Raw genomic sequence first — 15948 nt, 5'->3', positions numbered from 1 at the left:
ACCGCATCCCGTTTTCTGCATCAAATGCTCGCGACGGCGGCCTTGAGTTTCGCCAAGAAGCCTTTGCGCTTCTCTTCCGTCGCGCGGTCCATGTCGTGCAGCGCCAGCATGCGAAAATCGACGGACTTGGCGCAGAAGGCGGCCACACCGCGCTTCAGGATGCGTTTGACAGGATTGCCCATATAGAGATGAACCACCCACCACGGAGAACCGGTGGAGGTGACGACCCAGAAGCTCTTGATATGGGTCATCTGCGGCACGATCCGTCCGCCGGCCTTGTCGTGGTCGAAAGCGACGCCGGGCACGAAGATGCGGTCGATGAAGCCCTTCATGATGGCCGGCAGATTGAACCACCACTGCGGAAAGACGAGCACCAGCCCGTCGACTGCCTTCAGCCGCTCGACAATGCCTAAGACGTCTTCAGGTGATTGATAGCCCGGCTCCATATAGGCCGCCCGCTCGGCGGCCGTCAGGCGCGGGTCGAAGTTCTCGGCATAGAGATCGAGCAGGTCGACCTGATGGCCCTTTGCTTCCAGCGTTTGCACCACGGCCCGTGCGGCAGACGCGGCAAAGCTCTCCGGCAGGGGATGGGCGAGCACGACGAGGAACCGTCGGGCGACCATCAGAAGAGGCTACCCTGCCCGGCGGGCGGCTCGCTCTTGCGGGCCGGCCTGGACACGGCGGCTGCGCGGGCCGGCTGCGGGGCAGACGGTTCCGGCGGGGACACGCCCTCGCCAGCAACGGCATCTACTCGCCCATCGGCGAATTCGATCGCGATCGCCTGGCCATGCGACAGTCCGTCGGCGCGCGAAACCGGGCGATCATTTTCGTCGCGGATCACGGCATAACCGCGCGCCAGTACGTTCTTGTAGGAGAGTGACTGCAGCACACGATCCTGCGACACCAGTGACTGTCGGGCACGGCGCAGGTCGTTCATCACGGCGCTGTCGGCACGGCGACCGAGGCTTTCCAGCCTGTCCTTCGAGCGCTCCGTCATCGCCTTCAACCGCGCCGGAACTGCCGTCAACGTTGCATCGAAACGCCCGAGGCGGGCCTTGTTGCGCTCGATCAGCCGCTCGATGACCCGTTCGGCGCGCACGGCATTTTCCGTGAGTTTCTGCTTACGCTCCACCAGTCTGCGCGCCAGCATGTCGGGCGACAGTTTCGCCGCTGCGCGCTCGAAGCTGCGGCGCTTGTTCATGGTGTTGAGTTCGAGGCTGCGGCCGAGACCTGCGGCCGCCTCGTCAAAACGGCGGCGCGGCAAGGCCAGCAACTGGTCCAGCGAAGGCAGCGCCCGCACAAGGCTGCGCAGGTTCTGGCGGCGAGTGTCCATCTGGCGGTTCATCGCGCCGGCAAGCCGGGCAGACAGCGTGGCCACCTGCGCCTCAAGATCCGCCTTCACGGGCACTGCCATTTCCGCCGCCCCCGTTGGGGTCGGCGCACGGACGTCTGCCGCATAGTCGATCAGCGTCCAGTCAGTCTCGTGGCCGACCGCCGAAATCAGCGGAATGCTGCTCGCAGCCGCCGCACGGACCACGGCCTCGTCGTTGAAACTCCAGAGGTCCTCCAGGCTGCCGCCGCCGCGCGCCACGATCAGCACGTCAGGCCGCGGCATCGGCCCGCCGGGCTCCAGCGCGTTGAAGCCTTGGATGGCGTTCGCCACCTCGTCGCCTGATCCCTCACCCTGGACCTTGACCGGCCAGACCAGCACATGCACCGGGAAACGGTCGGAGATGCGGTGCAGGATATCGCGGATGACGGCACCGGTCGGCGAAGTCACGACGCCGATGACCTTCGGCAGGAAGGGCAGAAGCTGCTTGCGCGCGGGGTCAAACAGGCCCTCGGCCGTAAAGCGACGCTTACGCTCCTCGATCAGGGCCATCAGCGCGCCCGCACCGGCCGGCTCCATCTGCTCGATGACGATCTGGTATTTCGACGAACCCGGGAAGGTCGTGACCTTGCCGGTGGCGATCACCTCCATGCCCTCTTCCGGGCGATATTTCAGCTTGGAAAAGGAGCCCTTCCAGATCACCGCATCAATGCGCGCCTTGTCGTCCTTCAGGCTGAAATAGGCATGGCCCGAGGAATGCGGCCCGCGATAGCCGGAGATTTCGCCGCGCACCCGCACATGATCGAAGGATGTTTCGATGGTGCGCTTGATCGAGCCCGAAAGCTCCGAAACGGAAAATTCGGTGAGGTTCGTCGGCGAATCGTTGTCGAAGAAATTGCTCATGCCCCTTCCCTAGCGGAAAACGGGGCCAAGATCAGCCCAAAGCACCCGTCATCAAGCGCTTTCCGCTCACGGCAGGTCCACCCTGTAAATCTGCATCCCGGAGGCGCCTTCGACGGGCACGGGCCTGAGATAGGCGGGCACCTCCCCCTTCATCATGCCGGCATAGAGCCCGTCGACTTTTGTCGACGCGATGTTTTGTGTGGGCGTGAGGTCGGGGCAGAAGACGAGGATCGTCGCCCCGGCGCCGCGCAGGAAGGCGGCTGCCTCCTCCGGCTCGGCCAGCCCGACATGCAGTTCGGTCAGCATGCCACCCTGATTGCGGTGATAGGGGCCGGACAGGACGCGGTGGCGGGTGAAACGCAGGATTTCCGGGCCTAGATCCACAGCTGCGACCACCACGCCATCCGGCAGGCTGCTCAGGGCCGCAAATCCTGCCGGCGCGTCACAGGCCGGCTTGGCCCCAGCCATGGCGGCCGGTGTCTGAGCAAGCCCCTTCATCCGGTTGGTTACACCCGCCGTTCCCTCGACAAAAAGCACCCCGGACAGCGCCCAGGCGCTCGGCACGGACAGGAAGGCGGCGAGCGCAAAAAGCAGGCCCGTGCCAAGCTGCTGCGGCTCCTCGCGCGCCTTGCGCCTCAGTTCGCCGATCAAAAGCGCCAGCGGCGGGATGGCGAGCAAATTGGCGAAAATCGCCCCGCGCACCTGAATCAGCGCAATGACGAAAGAGACTGCTATCAGACCGAGCATGATCGCATGGCTGCGGATCCGGTCACCATTGACGAGGCGAAACAGGCAGACGCCAATGGCGAAGAAACCGACGGCGTAGAAGCCTCCGAAGGCTGCGGGGTCCTTGGCGAGTTGATCGACAAAGGACTGGGCCTCGATGACGCCGGAAAGCCAGAGCGTGTGCAGCAATGGATCGAGTTCGTTCAGCGGGTTCTGCAGGCATTGCGGCGCGATAGCCAGGGTGCCGGCCAACACCAGGGCGCCGGTCACGCCGATCGCCGCAATCCGCAACCGACGATCGCCCATGCGCGGAAGCTGCGTGGCAATGAAGAGGGACGCGGCTCCGATGCCGACGACCGCATAGAAGCCGACCGAAAGGCTGTCGCAGGTCACCACCGCATACTGGACCGATGGCACGGTGGCAAAGAACATGGCAGACAGGCTGACTAGAAGCGTCAGGGAGAAGGCGCGCGCCGCCCTCGCATAAACCTCACCCTCGAGCGCCCATAGGATGCCGACGGTGGCACAGGCGGTCGCCACCAGGGGCGTGGTCTCGGCGCCGATGGCGATCGCGAGTGCGGCTGCGAGGCCGGCGAACGCATGACCAACGAGCCCACGCGCCGGATCGACCAGCCCCGCAGCCATGGTCGCGACCAGAACCAGCTGGACATTGTGATGGTCGATCGAGCCCGGCAGGAAGCGGTTGCCGGTGACGACGAAGACCGCCGTCAGCATCAGTGCCAGATGCATGGTGACATCATCGCCCATGCGGCGGGCTGCAACGGCGACCGCCGCCATCAGCGGCAGAATGAGAAGGAAGGGCCAGACAAGCAGGGCCAGTGCCTCAGCTTGCTCCATCGGCACAAACTGGGCGAATAGGCGGATCAGCAGCGCGATCGGCAGATCGATCAGGCGGGACCAATGCATCAGCGTGCCGCCAACAAGCCCCAGCCGATACTGCGTCAGGTCGAACCAGGACTGACCGGCAAGCAGATCACGCACCTGCACGAGCCGCAGGACATCGTCGTTGTCGGCTCCCACATAGTCCCGGGCGGCCGGCAGGTTGAGCGCAGCCAGCACCACCATGGTCACGATACCGTAAACCAGCGCCCAGAAAAGGAGCGGGCGCGGCGCCCGGGCTTTCGACGCGCCAGGCAAGGTGATGTCGGCCATGCTTCGTCAAACCTCCGGGTCCGTCTCGGGCGTTTCTTCGAGGGAAACAACCGGCAGACCGTATTTCAAACACTGCGGTGGCCTGAAACCTAGCCTTAACCTTCTCAAGAAATAGTAAAACCAATGGTGGCCGCAGGCTGCCCGAACCCCAGCGCTTCAGAGCAGGTCCCGATGAGCCAGCAGGCCAGCCCTTCCCTCGACATCGCCGTTCTCCTGCCCTGCTACAACGAGGCGGCAACTATCGGCCAAGTGGTGAGCGATTTCCGCGCGGCCCTGCCCGAGGCGAAGATCTATGTCTATGACAACAACTCGACCGACGGCACGGCGCTGAAGGCGATGCTCGCGGGCGCGACCGTCGTGCGCGAACGCCGCCAGGGCAAGGGCCATGTGGTGCGCCGCATGTTCTGCGATATCGATGCCGACATTTACATCATGGCCGATGGCGACGGGACCTATGGCCCTGCAGATGCCGAGGAGCTGATCCGCACGCTGATCACCGAACGTGTCGACATGGTGGTCGGCACCCGACGCGGGGTGCATGACGACGCCGGTCGCCAGGGCCATGCCTTCGGCAACCGACTGTTCAACCAACTTTACCGCGTGCTGTTCGGCAATGATTTCACCGACATCCTCTCCGGCTACCGCGCCTTTTCGCGCCGCTATGTGAAGAGCTTTCCCGCCGTTTCCGCGGGCTTCGAAATCGAGACGGAAATGTCCGTGCACGCCTCGCGGCTGAAGCTTCCGGTCTGCGAGATCGAACTCGACTACGGACGCCGGCCGGAAGGCTCGCATTCCAAGCTTTCGACCTTCAAGGATGGCTTCAAGATCCTCTGGATGTTCGCCATGCTCATGAAGGAAACGCGACCTTTCGCCTTTTTCGGCCTGATCGCGGCCGGCCTGATGGGTGTCAGCCTCGCGGCCATGGCGCCCGTTCTCTACGAATTCTTCACTACCGGGCTCGTCTCGCGCATGCCGACCTGGATCGGCGCCATGGCGCTGATGATGATGTCCTTCCTGTCGTTTACGGCAGCGCTCATTCTCGATTCGCTCGCGCGCTCCAGGGCCGAACAGCTCCGGATCCACTATCTAACGCTGCCGGCACTTGCCCCTTCGACTCCCGCCAAGGAGCCGGCAACGGAAGTGGGGAAACCGCGGCGTGAACGGTCGTCGAAGGTTTCGACAAAGGACGCATCGCGGGCGGCATGAGAAAGTTTCTGCGCTTCGCCATCGTCGGCGCTACCGGCTTCCTTGTGGATGCCGGTGTGCTCTGGCTGTTCCTGAGCTTCACGCCAATCGGCCCGTTCGCCGGCCGGATCGGCGCGATTGCCGTTGCCATGACCACGACCTGGCTTCTGAACCGGCACTTCACCTTCGGCGCATCGAAGCGCTCAGTCGTCAGCGAAGGCTTTCGCTACGGCTTTATCGGTGTCGTGACGTCGCTGATCAATTACGGGGTCTATGCCCTGCTCCTGATCGGCGCACCGCTGCTCAGCCCCTATGCCGCTCTGGTCTTTGCCTCCATCGCGGCCATGCTGTTCAGCTTCTTCGGCTATTCGCGCTACGTCTTCAGACGCTGACGGGTAAGCGGTTGGTTAGACCGCTTCCCAACCGTCCTTCTCGGCGGCGCGGTAGATCGCGTCGATCAGCTTCTGGTTTGCCTTGGAGCTTTCCAGTGTGACGACCTCCCCCTTGGTGCCAGCCACGGCGCGGGCAAAGGCCTCTGCCTCCAGCTTGTACTGGCGGCTGTCGGGGAAGCGGAAGATCTGCGAGACGTTGTGACCGCGATTGGTGAGTTCGACTTCCTCGGCACCCCAGCGATCGGCGTTGAAGGGTGACTTCACCTCGATGAAGCCGTCAGTGCCGTGGAAGACCATCAGCTGGCGGTTGGCCATCTGGGTCGAGACATAGAAGTTCAGTTCGAAATCGGCAAAGTCAGCCTTCACGCTCGCATAGATATCCGTGCCGAAATCCGGATCACGCTCGATGGTCGACTGGACGCGGACCGGCTCCTTATCCGTGACGAAGCGGGTGGTGATCGTCGGGTAGACACCGATATCGGGCAATGCACCGCCGCCAAGCTCGGGGATATTGCGCATGTTGTCAGGGTCGCGATTGAAGTAGGTGAAGGAGCCCTGGACCATCTTCAACGTGCCGATCGCGCCCTCGGCCAGCAGTTCGCGGACCTTCAGCCAGACCGGTGCGTAAGTCACCATATAGGCTTCCGTGATCAGCACCTTGTTGCGCTCGCGGGCCGCGATGATCTCGTCGATCTCTTCAGCCTTTAGCGCGATCGGCTTTTCGCAGAGCACATGCTTGCCGGCGTCAGCGGCCTTGATCGCCCACTCGACATGCTGCGAGGTCGGCAGCGGAATATAGACGGCATCGATGAGGTCGGAGGTCAGCATCTCCTCGTAGGAGCCGAAGGCATGCGGCACCGAAAAGCGATCGGCCATCTCGCGGGCTCTCGCCAGATCGCGGCTGGCGATCGCTGTCACCACGGCATTTTCGGCATCCTGGATCGCCGGCACGACAAGCTCGCGACCGATCTTGGCCGTCGACAGAATTCCAAAACGCAGCATCTTTATTCCTCCTCCAAAATGTCGCGGCGGACATTAGGCGAAGCACAGGCGGGGCGCAACGGGTTGTCAGACAATCTGCCCGCGCGGACAGAAAGGCGAATGGCCGAATATGTCCCATCTTCGTCCGCTCCGCGCATGGTGTCCTGAATGCGAGGACATATGCTAGATGTCATCGCAACGACAGGAGACGAATATGTCCGCTCATAATACCGCCCTCATCGTGGTCGACGTCCAGGAAAGCTTTCGCCATGCGCCCTATTGGGACGCATCAGAACTTCCCGCTTACCTTTCGAGGCAGCAGGCGCTGATCGATGGCGCAAAGGCCGCCGGCATGCCGATCGTGCAGATCTTCCATGTCGACACGGACGCGGCCTTCCGGCTGGAAAGCGGCCTCATCCGGGCACTCGACGAGATCTCCATCGACCCCGAAGTAACCTTCCACAAGGGCGTGCATTCCGCACTAGTGGACACCGGTCTCGAGGCCTGGCTGCGCGAAAAGAGCATCTCCCGCGTGGTCGTCTCGGGCATCCGCACCGAGCAGTGCTGCGAGACCACGACGCGCCATGCATCCGATCTCGGCTTCGCGGTCGACTTCGTCACCGAGGCGACGCTCACCTTCCCCATGACGCATGCATCCGGCCGGGTCTTTACCGCCGACGACATCCGTATGCGCACGGAGCTGGTGCTCGCCAACCGCTTCGCTCGGATCGTGACCGTCGAGCAGGCGCTTGCGCCGCTGTCGGCCGCCGCCTGAGACCACCCACGATGGACGTGATCCCGGTCTTCATCCTCGTTCCGCCCGACACGCTGCTGATCGACATCGCCGGTCCGCTGGAGGTGCTGCGCTACGCGAACCAGGAACAGGACCGGGTCCGTTTCGACTATCGCTACATTTCTGCCCAATCGCGGCAGCAGACCTCCATCGGGCTCATGATTGACGGTCTCGAACCCCTGCCTGAGACGCTGCCTGAGAATGCGATCCTTGTCATTTCCGGCAGCCTTACCGTCGGCGCGGAAGAGATCGCCCGCGAGGCCGAACTGAAGATACTGACGCGCTGGCTCGCCCGCACGGTCAGGCCAGACACGCGGCTCGTCACCATCTGCTCCGGCGCGCTGCTTGCTGCGGCCGCCGGGCTGATGGAGGGCTATCAGTGTACCACGCACGCAGATTGCCTCGACGAACTCCGGGCACTTGCCCCAACGGCGAGTGTTCTGGAGAACCGGCTTTATGTCGAAGATGGCAACCGCTTTTCGAGTGCGGGCATCTCGACCGGCATCGACCTCATGCTGCATGTCGTCAGCCGCTTCGCCTCGCCGCAGGCAGCACTGTCTGCCGCGCGCAAGATGGTCATCTATCTCCGGCGCAGCGGCCAGGACCCTCAGCTCTCGCCCTGGCTTTCGGGCCGCAACCATATTCATCCGGCCATCCACCGGGCCCAGGATGCGATCATGGCGGATCCAGCGCGCGACTGGTCGCTGCCGGGGCTCGCCGAGATCGCGCATTTGAGCGAACGGCATCTGTCCCGCCTCTTCCGCGAACATGTCGGTCAGTCGGTTGTCGACTACGTCAACCTGATGCGGGTGACGCTGGCGCAGGAATTGCTCATGCAAAGCAGGCTAGACATGGAGAGCCTCGCTTTGCGCGCAGGCTTTGCCTCCTCGCGCCACATGCGCCGGGTCTTTTCCCAGCATCACGGCCTGTCGCCCAGCGCCTTTCGCAAGACTGGGACCTGAAAGCGGCACCGACACTGGAAAGCCGCAATACGAGGCCCATATCGAGGTCGGGACTGGGCTATTGATAGTCCAGCTTCAGAACCCATCAATGATTTTCAATGGTGCCTTCGACTTACGCTTGATAGCGTCGACCCTTGATCCCCCATCTCTTCCCGAGGCTTTCCATGCAGAAACGTGCTCTCGGCCGCACCGGCCTTTCGATCGCTCCCGTCGTGCTCGGCGGCAATGTCTTCGGCTGGACGGCCGACGAGAAGACGTCCTTCGACATACTCGACCGTTTCTTCGAGGCCGGCTTCAATACGATCGATACCGCCGACATGTATTCGCTCTGGGTCGACGGCAATGTCGGTGGCGAAAGCGAGACGATCATCGGCAATTGGCTGAAGCGCGGCGGTGTGAAGCGCGAGGATGCCGTCATCGTTACCAAGGTCGGCGCCGATCTCGGCGGCAAGAAGCGGGGCCTCAGTGCCCGCCGCGTTGCAGAGGCCGTGGAGGATTCGCTTCGCCGCCTGCAGACCGATTATATCGATCTCTATTTGGCCCATTGGCCGGATGCCGAAACGGACGATGAGGAAAGCCTGACCGCCTTCGCCAAGCTGAAAGATGCCGGCAAGGTGCGCGCGATCGGCTGCTCCAACCTCGACGCCGAACAGCTGCAGGCGACCTTCGATGCGGCAGCCAAGGCCGGCGTCGGGCGCTATGACGTGATCCAGCCGGAATACAATCTCTATACCCGCTCGAAATTCGAGGGTGAACTCGCAGAGCTCTGCCAGCGCGAAGAGATCGGCGTCATCACCTATTATGCGCTGGCCTCCGGTTTCCTCACCGGCAAGTATCGCAGCGCTGCCGATACCGAAGGCAAGGCGCGGGGCGAGGACATGGAGCCCTATCTCAACACGCGCGGCTTCGATATATTGGGCGCCCTCGACCAGGTGGCGGCTGAAACCGGCACCAGTCCGGCATCCGTCGCGATCGCCTGGATCGCCGCACAGCCCGGCGTCACCGCACCGATCGCGTCCGCCACCAGCCTCAGACAGCTCGAGAGCCTGATCGCGGCCGGAAAACTGCAGCTGACGACCGCGCAGATGAACCAACTCAATCAAGCCGGAGCATGATCATGAAGACCCGCAGACTCGGCACCCTCACCACTTCGACCATCGGCCTCGGCTGCATGGGCATGAGCCATGGCTATGGCACCAATATCGACGAGGCGGCGGCGCAGAAGCTGTTCGACCACGCGGTGGAGCGTGGCGTCACCTTCTTCGACACGGCGGAGGTCTATGGCCCCTTCACCAATGAGGAACTGGTTGGCAAAGGCTTACGCCAGCATCGCGACCAGGTGGTAATCGCCACCAAGTTCGGCTTCACCATCGGCGACGAGGCCAAGGCCGCACGCCCCTCCGGCCTCGACAGCCGCCCGGAACATGTGCGGGCCGTCGCCGAGGCGTCGCTGAAGCGGCTCGGCGTCGAGGTCATCGATCTCTTCTATCAGCACCGCGTCGATCCTGATGTTGCGATCGAGGAGACCGTCGGCGTGATGGCGGACCTCGTTAAGGAAGGCAAGGTCAAGGCGTTGGGCTTGTCCGAAGCAAGTGCTGCGACGCTGCGCCGGGCGCACGCCGTGCACCCGATCTCGGCCATTCAGAGCGAATATTCGCTCTGGACCCGCGACCCCGAAACCAACGGCGTGCTCGACACCTGCCGCGAACTCGGCATCGGCTTCGTGCCGTTTTCGCCGCTCGGTCGCGGCATGCTGACCGGCGCCCTGAAGGATCTCTCCAAGCTTGGCGAAAACGACTTCCGCCGCGGGTTGCCGCGCTTCGACCAAGAGAACTTCGACGCCAATCTGGCGCTTGTCACCGCGCTCGAAACCATGGCGGCGGACAAGGGCGTGAAGCCCGGCCAGCTGGCGCTTGCCTGGGTACTCGCCCAGGGCAATTTCATCGTGCCGATCCCCGGCACGACCAAGATCGCCAATCTCGACAGCAACATCGATGCGACCGGGATCACGCTCTCGGCCGACGAGCTCGCCACGCTGTCTTCCGTCGTCTCGCCTGACAAGGTGGCCGGCGCACGGTATGGCGAGGCCATGGCGAAGATGGCGGGACGGTAAGTCGCTCGGCTGGTTTGACGCAGTCCGGACGCAAAACCGCTGACGCACTTTTGCTGGACATGCTTTGTCAAGCAAAGCGTCGGCTACCCGCCACGCAGAGAACGACCAGCAGGGCTGTCGCCAGCATGGGAAGGCTCACCTTCTCATGCAACAGCCCTGCGGCGAGCACGAAACCGAGAAAGGGTTGCAGCAGCTGCAGCTGCCCGACAGAGGCAATGCCGCCCAGTGCCAGACCGCGATACCAGAAGATGAAGCCGATCATCATGCTGAACAGCGAGACGTAAGCGAGAGCCAACCAGCCGGATGTCGAAACGGCGGTAAGATCCTCCGGCACGCTCCAGAGCGCCAGTGGCAGCATCACCGGGAGCGACAGCACCAGCGCCCAGCTGATCACCTGCCAGCCGCCAAGCCGACGCGACAGCCGCGCGCCTTCGGCATAACCCAGGCCACAGGCGATCACTGCGGCAATCATCAACACTGCGCCTTGCAGCGCCATGTCCGCCGTCGCCAACAGCGCATAGCCGGCCACGAGCCCCGCTCCCGTGACGGAGAACATCCAGAAAACAGCAGAGGGGCGTTCCCCCGCCCGCAAGACGCCGAACAGCGCGGTGCAGAGCGGTAGCAATCCGATGAACACGATCGACTGGGCGGAATTGATGCTCTGCAGCGCCAGCGCCGTCAGCAGCGGGAAGCCGACAACGACGCCAAGCGAGACGATGGCCAGTGGCAACAGATCTCCGCGCAGGGGGCGCTTCTCCCGCATCGCGATAAGCAGGGCAGCTCCCAGAAGTGCGGCGATCACGGCCCGCGCCGAAGTCAGGAACAGCGGGGCGAAATCGGCAAGCCCCACCCGCGTTGCCGGCAGTGAACCGCTGAAGATCAGCACGCCGATGAAACCGCTTGCCCAGGCTTTCCAAGACGTCGTCATTCTTATCTCCTTCTTTCCTGCCCTCCCCTATCGCGCGAAGGGGCTGGCGCATCCAGAAACGGAGCGATACAATCTGGCCAAACTGTATTGATGACAAAGGCCATACAGATGAACGAGCGCGTTCAACCACCGGAGCTGCCCGCCTCAAGGACGGCCCATGTCATGGCCGTTATTCAAGGCCGCATCGGTTCGGGTCAGCTCGTACCAAACGACCGTCTGCCCTCGATCCGGCGGCTGGCTGCGGAGCTTTCGGTATCGCCCTCGACCGTGGTCGAAGCCTATGACCGGCTCTCCGCCGAGGGCTTGATCCGGGCTCGCCCCGGCTCCGGCTTCTTTGTCACCGAGGCCGGCCGCACGCCCGCACCACTTGTCCGGCTTGAGCCGCCAAGGCCCCCGGAAGTCGATCCCTTCTGGGTAGCGCGTCAGGCGCTGGACGCCGATCCAGGCACATCGAAGCCCGGCTGCGGCTGGCTGCCGCCGGACTGGATGCCGACCGCCCTCCTGCATGCCGGCATGCGAAACGTGCTCCGCCAAGCGCCCAGCCTCATGACGGATTACGGACCCTCGCGCGGCAGTGCTGGCCTCCGGCGCTTCGTCGAGATGCGACTGCGTCAGCAGTCGATTACGCTGTCCGGAGATCAGGTGCTGCTTACAGGCTCTGCCACCCAGGCGCTCGATCTGGTCTGCCGGCTGCTTTTGCGCCCCGGCGACAGGGTGATCGTCGACGATCCCTGCTACTTCAATTTCCAGACGCTGCTGAGGGCCCATCAGGCCGTTGCGATCCCTGTGCCCTACACCTCAGATGGACCCGACATCGCCGCATTCGAGGCCGCTGTGACGCGCGAGGCGCCGCGGCTTTATCTCACCAATTCCGGCCTGCACAATCCGACCGGCGCGACGCTATCGCCGCAGATCGCCTTCCAGCTGCTCGGCATCGTCGCCCGTTCGGACATGCTGGTCGTCGAGGACGACATATTCGCGGACTTCGAACCGGAGCCGGCAATCACGCTTGCCACGCTCGCCGGGCTTTCCCGCGTCATCCGCATCGGCAGCTTTTCCAAGACCATTTCCGCCTCGCTGCGCACCGGCTTCATCGCCGCCGACCCCGAGCGCATCCGCATGCTCACCGACCTGCAGGTCGCCATCCAGTTCGGCGGACCGAGCCAGGTGGCGACCGAGGCGATCCACGGCGTTCTCGCAAGCGGCGGCTATCGCAAACACCTTGAGCAATTGCATCGACGCCTCGACACGGAGCGGCGCGCGACCGCAACCCGGCTCTGCGACCTCGGCATCGCGCCGGTTCTGATGCCACGCGGCGGGCCTTATCTCTGGTGCCGGATGCCCCAAGGTGTCAGCTCCACCGCGCTTGCGCAGGCCGCCCTGCCGCAGGGCGTGGTGCTGGCGCCAGGCAATGTCTTCAGCCCCTCGCTGTCATCAGACGGCTTCATGCGCTTCAACGTCGCGCATATGGGCGATGCGCGCCCGTATCGGGTGCTGGAACGGGCGTTGAAGACGTTGGCAAACACGTGAAGTCAGGATCTTGATGCTGGCCGCGCAATAACCTGAGTTTTTCTATCTTGTTTGCAAAAGCATTTCGCAGTAGGTGGCTGCCATCGTGTTTTGCAGGATCCTCCCATGACCAAATTTTCTTCCGCATTGCTTGCCGCCGGCGTGGCCGCCTTCGGCTTTCTGGCCACATCCGCTTCAGCGGCAACGCAGTATCCGCTGACGATCCAGAATTGCGGCGTCGACGTCACCTTCACGAAGGCGCCGGAACGTGCGGTCGGTCTCGGCCAGAACAGCGCGGAAATCCTTCTGCTGCTCGGCCTCGAAGACAAGATGGCGGGCACGGCCTTCTGGCCGAGCAAAGTGCTCCCGGAACTGGCCGAGGCCAATGCCAAGGTCAAGCTGCTCACCGTTGAGTTCCCGACCTTTGAAGCCATCCTTTCGGAAAACCCGGATTTCGTTGCCGCCGCCCTGCCGAGCCTGATTGGACCGGACAGCAAGGTCGCCAAGCGCGAAGACTTCACCAAGCTTGATATCCCGACCTATCTTTCGCCGAGCACCTGCCTGGAGAAAAAGGACGACACAGATCTCTACGGAGCCCGTGACAAGCTCTGGAGCATGGACAGCCTCTATCAGGAGATCGACGAACTCTCGCAGATCTTCGACGTCGCCGATCGCGGCCAGGCGTTGATCGCCGATTTCAAGGCCCGCGAGGCAGCTCTTCGCGCCTCCGTGCCGGCCTCGAACGAGAAGCTCTCCTACGTCTTCTGGTTCTCCAGCCAGTCGCCGTCTGCCGATGCCTATCTCGGCGGCAAGAACGGTGCATCCGGCTATATCGCCGACGTGCTTGGCGGCGTGAACGCGATCGACACGGAAGCCGAATGGCCGGCGCTCGGCTGGGAGAGCATCATCGCTTCCAACCCCTCCGTCATCGTCGTCGCCAGCCTCGACCGCAACCGCTGGGAACTCGACAAGCCGGAAGCCAAGATTGCCTTCCTGACCTCTGACCCCGCGACCAGCCAGATGCCGGCTGTCAAGAACAACGCCATCGTCGTCATGGACGGCCAGGCGATGAACCCGACGATCCGCACCATCTATGGTGCCGAACAGGTTTCCGAGCAGCTGAAGGCACGCGGTCTGATCAAGTGACACGGTCGGCAGGTACAGCGCAGGTGTTTCGCGTTTCAGCGCTGGTCGCGCTGGCGCTGACTGCCGTCGTCTTCGTGGTGGCTCTGAGTGTCGGGATCGGTGATCTGCCGATCCCGATCAGCACCACTTTCCTTGCGATCTCCAACAAGCTCGGCTGGACGACAGCCGAGCTCAATCGCATCCATGAAGCCGTGATCTGGGACTACAGGCTGAGCCGGGCGCTTGTCGCGGCCTTCTGCGGTGCGGGGCTCGCGATCTCGGGCGCCATCATGCAGTCGCTTCTGCGCAACCCGCTGGCCGAACCCTATGTGCTCGGCATTTCGGCTGGCGCCTCCACAGGGGCCGTCGGTATCGTCATCCTCGGCTTCGGTTCAGGTGCTGTCTCCCTCTCGGCCGGCGCTTTCGCCGGGGCCTTTGCCGCCTTCCTCTTCGTCGCGCTCCTCTCCAACGGCACGCGGGGCGGGGCCGACCGCACGATCCTCGCCGGCGTTGCTGCATCCCAGCTCTTCAACGCCGCCACCTCCTATATCGTCACCACTGCCGGCAATGCCCAGCAGGCGCGTGATGTGATGTTCTGGCTGCTCGGCAGCTTCGGCGGCGTGCGCTGGCCGGAGTTCATGCTGGTCTCCGTGGTCGTCGGGTTTGGCCTGATCGCCTGCCTCGCCTATTCCCGCATCCTCGACGCCTTCGCCTTTGGCGACGAGGCTGCCGCAGCACTTGGCGTCAATGTCGGTCGCGCCCGGCTCGCGCTCTTCTGTCTCACCGCCATGCTGACGGCGACGATCGTCAGCATGGTCGGCTCGATCGGCTTTGTAGGCCTCGTCATCCCGCATGCTGCGCGCTTCCTCGTCGGACCGCTCCACATCCGCCTGCTTCCGGCCTGCGCCATCGGCGGCGCCATCTTCATGGTGCTTGCCGATATCGCCTCTCGGATCCTGGTTCCGCAGCAGGTGCTGCCCATCGGCGTCGTGACCGCGCTCGTCGGCGTGCCTGTCTTCTCGATCATCCTCTATCGTTTCCAGCGCCCGACATGAGCATCACGGCCGATACCATCACCTGGAAGATCGGGTCGAAGACCATTCTCGACCGGGTGAGCTTTGCCGCACGCCCCGGCGAGACGCTTGGCCTGCTCGGCCCCAACGGCTCCGGCAAGACCTCGCTGCTGCGGCTGCTCGCAGGCTTGAAGCGTCCCCATTCGGGCAGCATCAGCCTTGAAGGACACGATATCCAGTCGATTGCCCGCAAGACGATGGCGCAGCGCGTCGCCTTCGTTGAACAGCATGCGACGACCAATGCCAACCTGAAGGTCGCCGACGTCGTCAAGCTCGGTCGCTTTCCGCATCGCTCGATGTTCTCCGCCTGGACTGCAGAAGACCAGACGGCCGTCGAGCAGGCGCTGGAGCGGGCCGGCATGGAGGCAAAGCGGGACCATAGCTGGCAGAGCCTCTCCGGCGGCGAACGGCAGCGGGCGCATATCGCGCGTGCCCTGGCACAAGCCCCGAAGGAAATCATTCTCGACGAGCCGACCAACCATCTCGACGTGCAGCATCAGATCGCGCTTCTGTCGCTGATCTCGGATCTGCCGCTCACCAGCGTGATCGCCCTGCACGACCTCAATCACGCGGCGATGTTCTGCGACCGGCTTATCGTGCTGAAGGAAGGCCGGGTCGTCGCCTGCGGCACGCCGGAGGAGGTGCTCACGAAGCACCTGCTGCGCGAGGTTTTCTCGATCGACGCCCATGTCGAGCCATCGGCGCATCATGGTCGGCCGCTGATCCAGTTCACCCGCGCCGCCCGCTAGGGCAAA

At 63.6% G+C, this 15948-nt stretch carries 15 protein-coding genes; 10 read left to right on the top strand and 5 right to left on the bottom strand.

Annotation, left to right across the window (positions count from 1 at the left end; all coding sequences use genetic code 11):
* Positions 1-20: 20 nt before the first annotated feature.
* The 3 genes from D4A92_RS08220 to D4A92_RS08210 form a co-directional block, all read right to left on the bottom strand.
* Positions 21-623, bottom strand: a complete 603-nt coding sequence (locus D4A92_RS08220; RefSeq protein WP_203019212.1) for an NAD(P)H-dependent oxidoreductase — start codon at positions 621-623, stop codon at positions 21-23.
* Positions 623-2233 carry an exodeoxyribonuclease VII large subunit gene (gene xseA / locus D4A92_RS08215; RefSeq protein WP_203019211.1) on the bottom strand — a complete coding sequence of 537 codons (1611 nt, stop codon included), beginning with the start codon at positions 2231-2233 and terminating at the stop codon, positions 623-625. Before xseA ends, D4A92_RS08220 begins: the two co-directional genes overlap by 1 nt.
* Positions 2234-2299: 66 nt before the next feature.
* Positions 2300-4132, bottom strand: coding sequence for a hypothetical protein (locus D4A92_RS08210; protein ID WP_203019210.1), 1833 nt, complete (start codon positions 4130-4132; stop codon positions 2300-2302).
* A 171-nt stretch (positions 4133-4303) separates the two neighbouring features.
* Here D4A92_RS08210 and D4A92_RS08205 point away from each other — a divergent pair, with 171 nt between their 5' ends.
* Together D4A92_RS08205 and D4A92_RS08200 are read left to right on the top strand one after the other, a co-directional pair.
* A complete protein-coding gene (locus D4A92_RS08205) occupies positions 4304-5338 on the top strand; it encodes a glycosyltransferase (protein ID WP_203019209.1) in 1035 nt (344 codons plus the stop codon).
* A complete protein-coding gene (locus tag D4A92_RS08200; RefSeq protein WP_203019208.1) occupies positions 5335-5709 on the top strand; it encodes a GtrA family protein in 375 nt (124 codons plus the stop codon). Before D4A92_RS08205 ends, D4A92_RS08200 begins: the two co-directional genes overlap by 4 nt.
* Positions 5710-5724: 15 nt before the next feature.
* Here the strand turns inward: D4A92_RS08200 and D4A92_RS08195 are convergent, their stop codons facing one another.
* A complete protein-coding gene (locus D4A92_RS08195) occupies positions 5725-6711 on the bottom strand; it encodes a Gfo/Idh/MocA family protein (RefSeq protein WP_203019207.1) in 987 nt (328 codons plus the stop codon).
* A 193-nt stretch (positions 6712-6904) separates the two neighbouring features.
* On the opposite strand from D4A92_RS08195, the gene D4A92_RS08190 reads away from it, so the two are divergent.
* The 4 genes from D4A92_RS08190 (at position 6905) to D4A92_RS08175 (ending at position 10558) form a co-directional block, all read left to right on the top strand.
* Positions 6905-7465, top strand: coding sequence for a cysteine hydrolase family protein (locus D4A92_RS08190; protein ID WP_203019205.1), 561 nt, complete (start codon positions 6905-6907; stop codon positions 7463-7465).
* 11 nt (positions 7466-7476) lie between these two features.
* Complete coding sequence (locus D4A92_RS08185; protein WP_203019203.1) at positions 7477-8445, top strand: GlxA family transcriptional regulator; 969 nt, start codon at positions 7477-7479, stop codon at positions 8443-8445.
* Between the two features lie 164 nt (positions 8446-8609).
* Positions 8610-9560 carry an aldo/keto reductase gene (locus D4A92_RS08180; protein ID WP_203019201.1) on the top strand — a complete coding sequence of 317 codons (951 nt, stop codon included), beginning with the start codon at positions 8610-8612 and terminating at the stop codon, positions 9558-9560.
* 2 nt (positions 9561-9562) lie between these two features.
* On the top strand, positions 9563-10558 hold the full coding sequence (locus D4A92_RS08175; protein WP_203019199.1) for an aldo/keto reductase: 996 nt from the start codon (positions 9563-9565) through the stop codon (positions 10556-10558).
* 67 nt (positions 10559-10625) lie between these two features.
* Here D4A92_RS08175 and D4A92_RS08170 read toward each other — a convergent pair whose 3' ends face one another.
* Positions 10626-11486, bottom strand: coding sequence for a DMT family transporter (locus D4A92_RS08170; RefSeq protein WP_203019198.1), 861 nt, complete (start codon positions 11484-11486; stop codon positions 10626-10628).
* 162 nt (positions 11487-11648) lie between these two features.
* On the opposite strand from D4A92_RS08170, the gene D4A92_RS08165 reads away from it, so the two are divergent.
* From D4A92_RS08165 to D4A92_RS08150, 4 genes are all read left to right on the top strand, one after another.
* Positions 11649-13016 (top strand): PLP-dependent aminotransferase family protein, encoded by a 1368-nt coding sequence (locus tag D4A92_RS08165; protein WP_203019197.1) that lies wholly within the window; start codon positions 11649-11651, stop codon positions 13014-13016.
* A 105-nt stretch (positions 13017-13121) separates the two neighbouring features.
* The gene (locus tag D4A92_RS08160) at positions 13122-14141 is read left to right on the top strand and encodes an ABC transporter substrate-binding protein (RefSeq protein ID WP_203019196.1); all 1020 of its coding nucleotides are present in this window, start codon (positions 13122-13124) and stop codon (positions 14139-14141) included.
* Positions 14138-15175: a FecCD family ABC transporter permease gene (locus tag D4A92_RS08155; protein ID WP_203019195.1), complete on the top strand. Its 1038-nt coding sequence runs from the start codon at positions 14138-14140 to the stop codon at positions 15173-15175. Before D4A92_RS08160 ends, D4A92_RS08155 begins: the two co-directional genes overlap by 4 nt.
* On the top strand, positions 15172-15942 hold the full coding sequence (locus D4A92_RS08150; RefSeq protein ID WP_203019194.1) for an ABC transporter ATP-binding protein: 771 nt from the start codon (positions 15172-15174) through the stop codon (positions 15940-15942). The genes D4A92_RS08155 and D4A92_RS08150 overlap by 4 nt, the downstream gene beginning before the upstream one ends.
* Positions 15943-15948 lie beyond the last annotated feature (6 nt).

It is taken from the genome of Rhizobium rosettiformans, from assembly GCF_016806065.1.
Lineage (GTDB): Bacteria > Pseudomonadota > Alphaproteobacteria > Rhizobiales > Rhizobiaceae > Allorhizobium.
This window is presented reverse-complemented; position numbering and strand designations above follow the sequence as displayed.

Coding starts and splice junctions, on each gene's coding strand:
- D4A92_RS08180 (WP_203019201.1), top strand. CDS start 8,610: ATGCAGAAACGTGCTCTCGGCCGCACCGGCCTTTCGATCGCTCCCGTC.
- D4A92_RS08220 (WP_203019212.1), bottom strand. CDS start 623: ATGGTCGCCCGACGGTTCCTCGTCGTGCTCGCCCATCCCCTGCCGGAG.
- D4A92_RS08170 (WP_203019198.1), bottom strand. CDS start 11,486: ATGACGACGTCTTGGAAAGCCTGGGCAAGCGGTTTCATCGGCGTGCTG.
- D4A92_RS08165 (WP_203019197.1), top strand. CDS start 11,649: ATGGCCGTTATTCAAGGCCGCATCGGTTCGGGTCAGCTCGTACCAAAC.
- D4A92_RS08195 (WP_203019207.1), bottom strand. CDS start 6,711: ATGCTGCGTTTTGGAATTCTGTCGACGGCCAAGATCGGTCGCGAGCTT.
- D4A92_RS08150 (WP_203019194.1), top strand. CDS start 15,172: ATGAGCATCACGGCCGATACCATCACCTGGAAGATCGGGTCGAAGACC.
- D4A92_RS08160 (WP_203019196.1), top strand. CDS start 13,122: ATGACCAAATTTTCTTCCGCATTGCTTGCCGCCGGCGTGGCCGCCTTC.
- D4A92_RS08210 (WP_203019210.1), bottom strand. CDS start 4,132: ATGGCCGACATCACCTTGCCTGGCGCGTCGAAAGCCCGGGCGCCGCGC.
- D4A92_RS08200 (WP_203019208.1), top strand. CDS start 5,335: ATGAGAAAGTTTCTGCGCTTCGCCATCGTCGGCGCTACCGGCTTCCTT.
- D4A92_RS08205 (WP_203019209.1), top strand. CDS start 4,304: ATGAGCCAGCAGGCCAGCCCTTCCCTCGACATCGCCGTTCTCCTGCCC.
- D4A92_RS08185 (WP_203019203.1), top strand. CDS start 7,477: ATGGACGTGATCCCGGTCTTCATCCTCGTTCCGCCCGACACGCTGCTG.
- xseA (WP_203019211.1), bottom strand. CDS start 2,233: ATGAGCAATTTCTTCGACAACGATTCGCCGACGAACCTCACCGAATTT.
- D4A92_RS08175 (WP_203019199.1), top strand. CDS start 9,563: ATGAAGACCCGCAGACTCGGCACCCTCACCACTTCGACCATCGGCCTC.
- D4A92_RS08190 (WP_203019205.1), top strand. CDS start 6,905: ATGTCCGCTCATAATACCGCCCTCATCGTGGTCGACGTCCAGGAAAGC.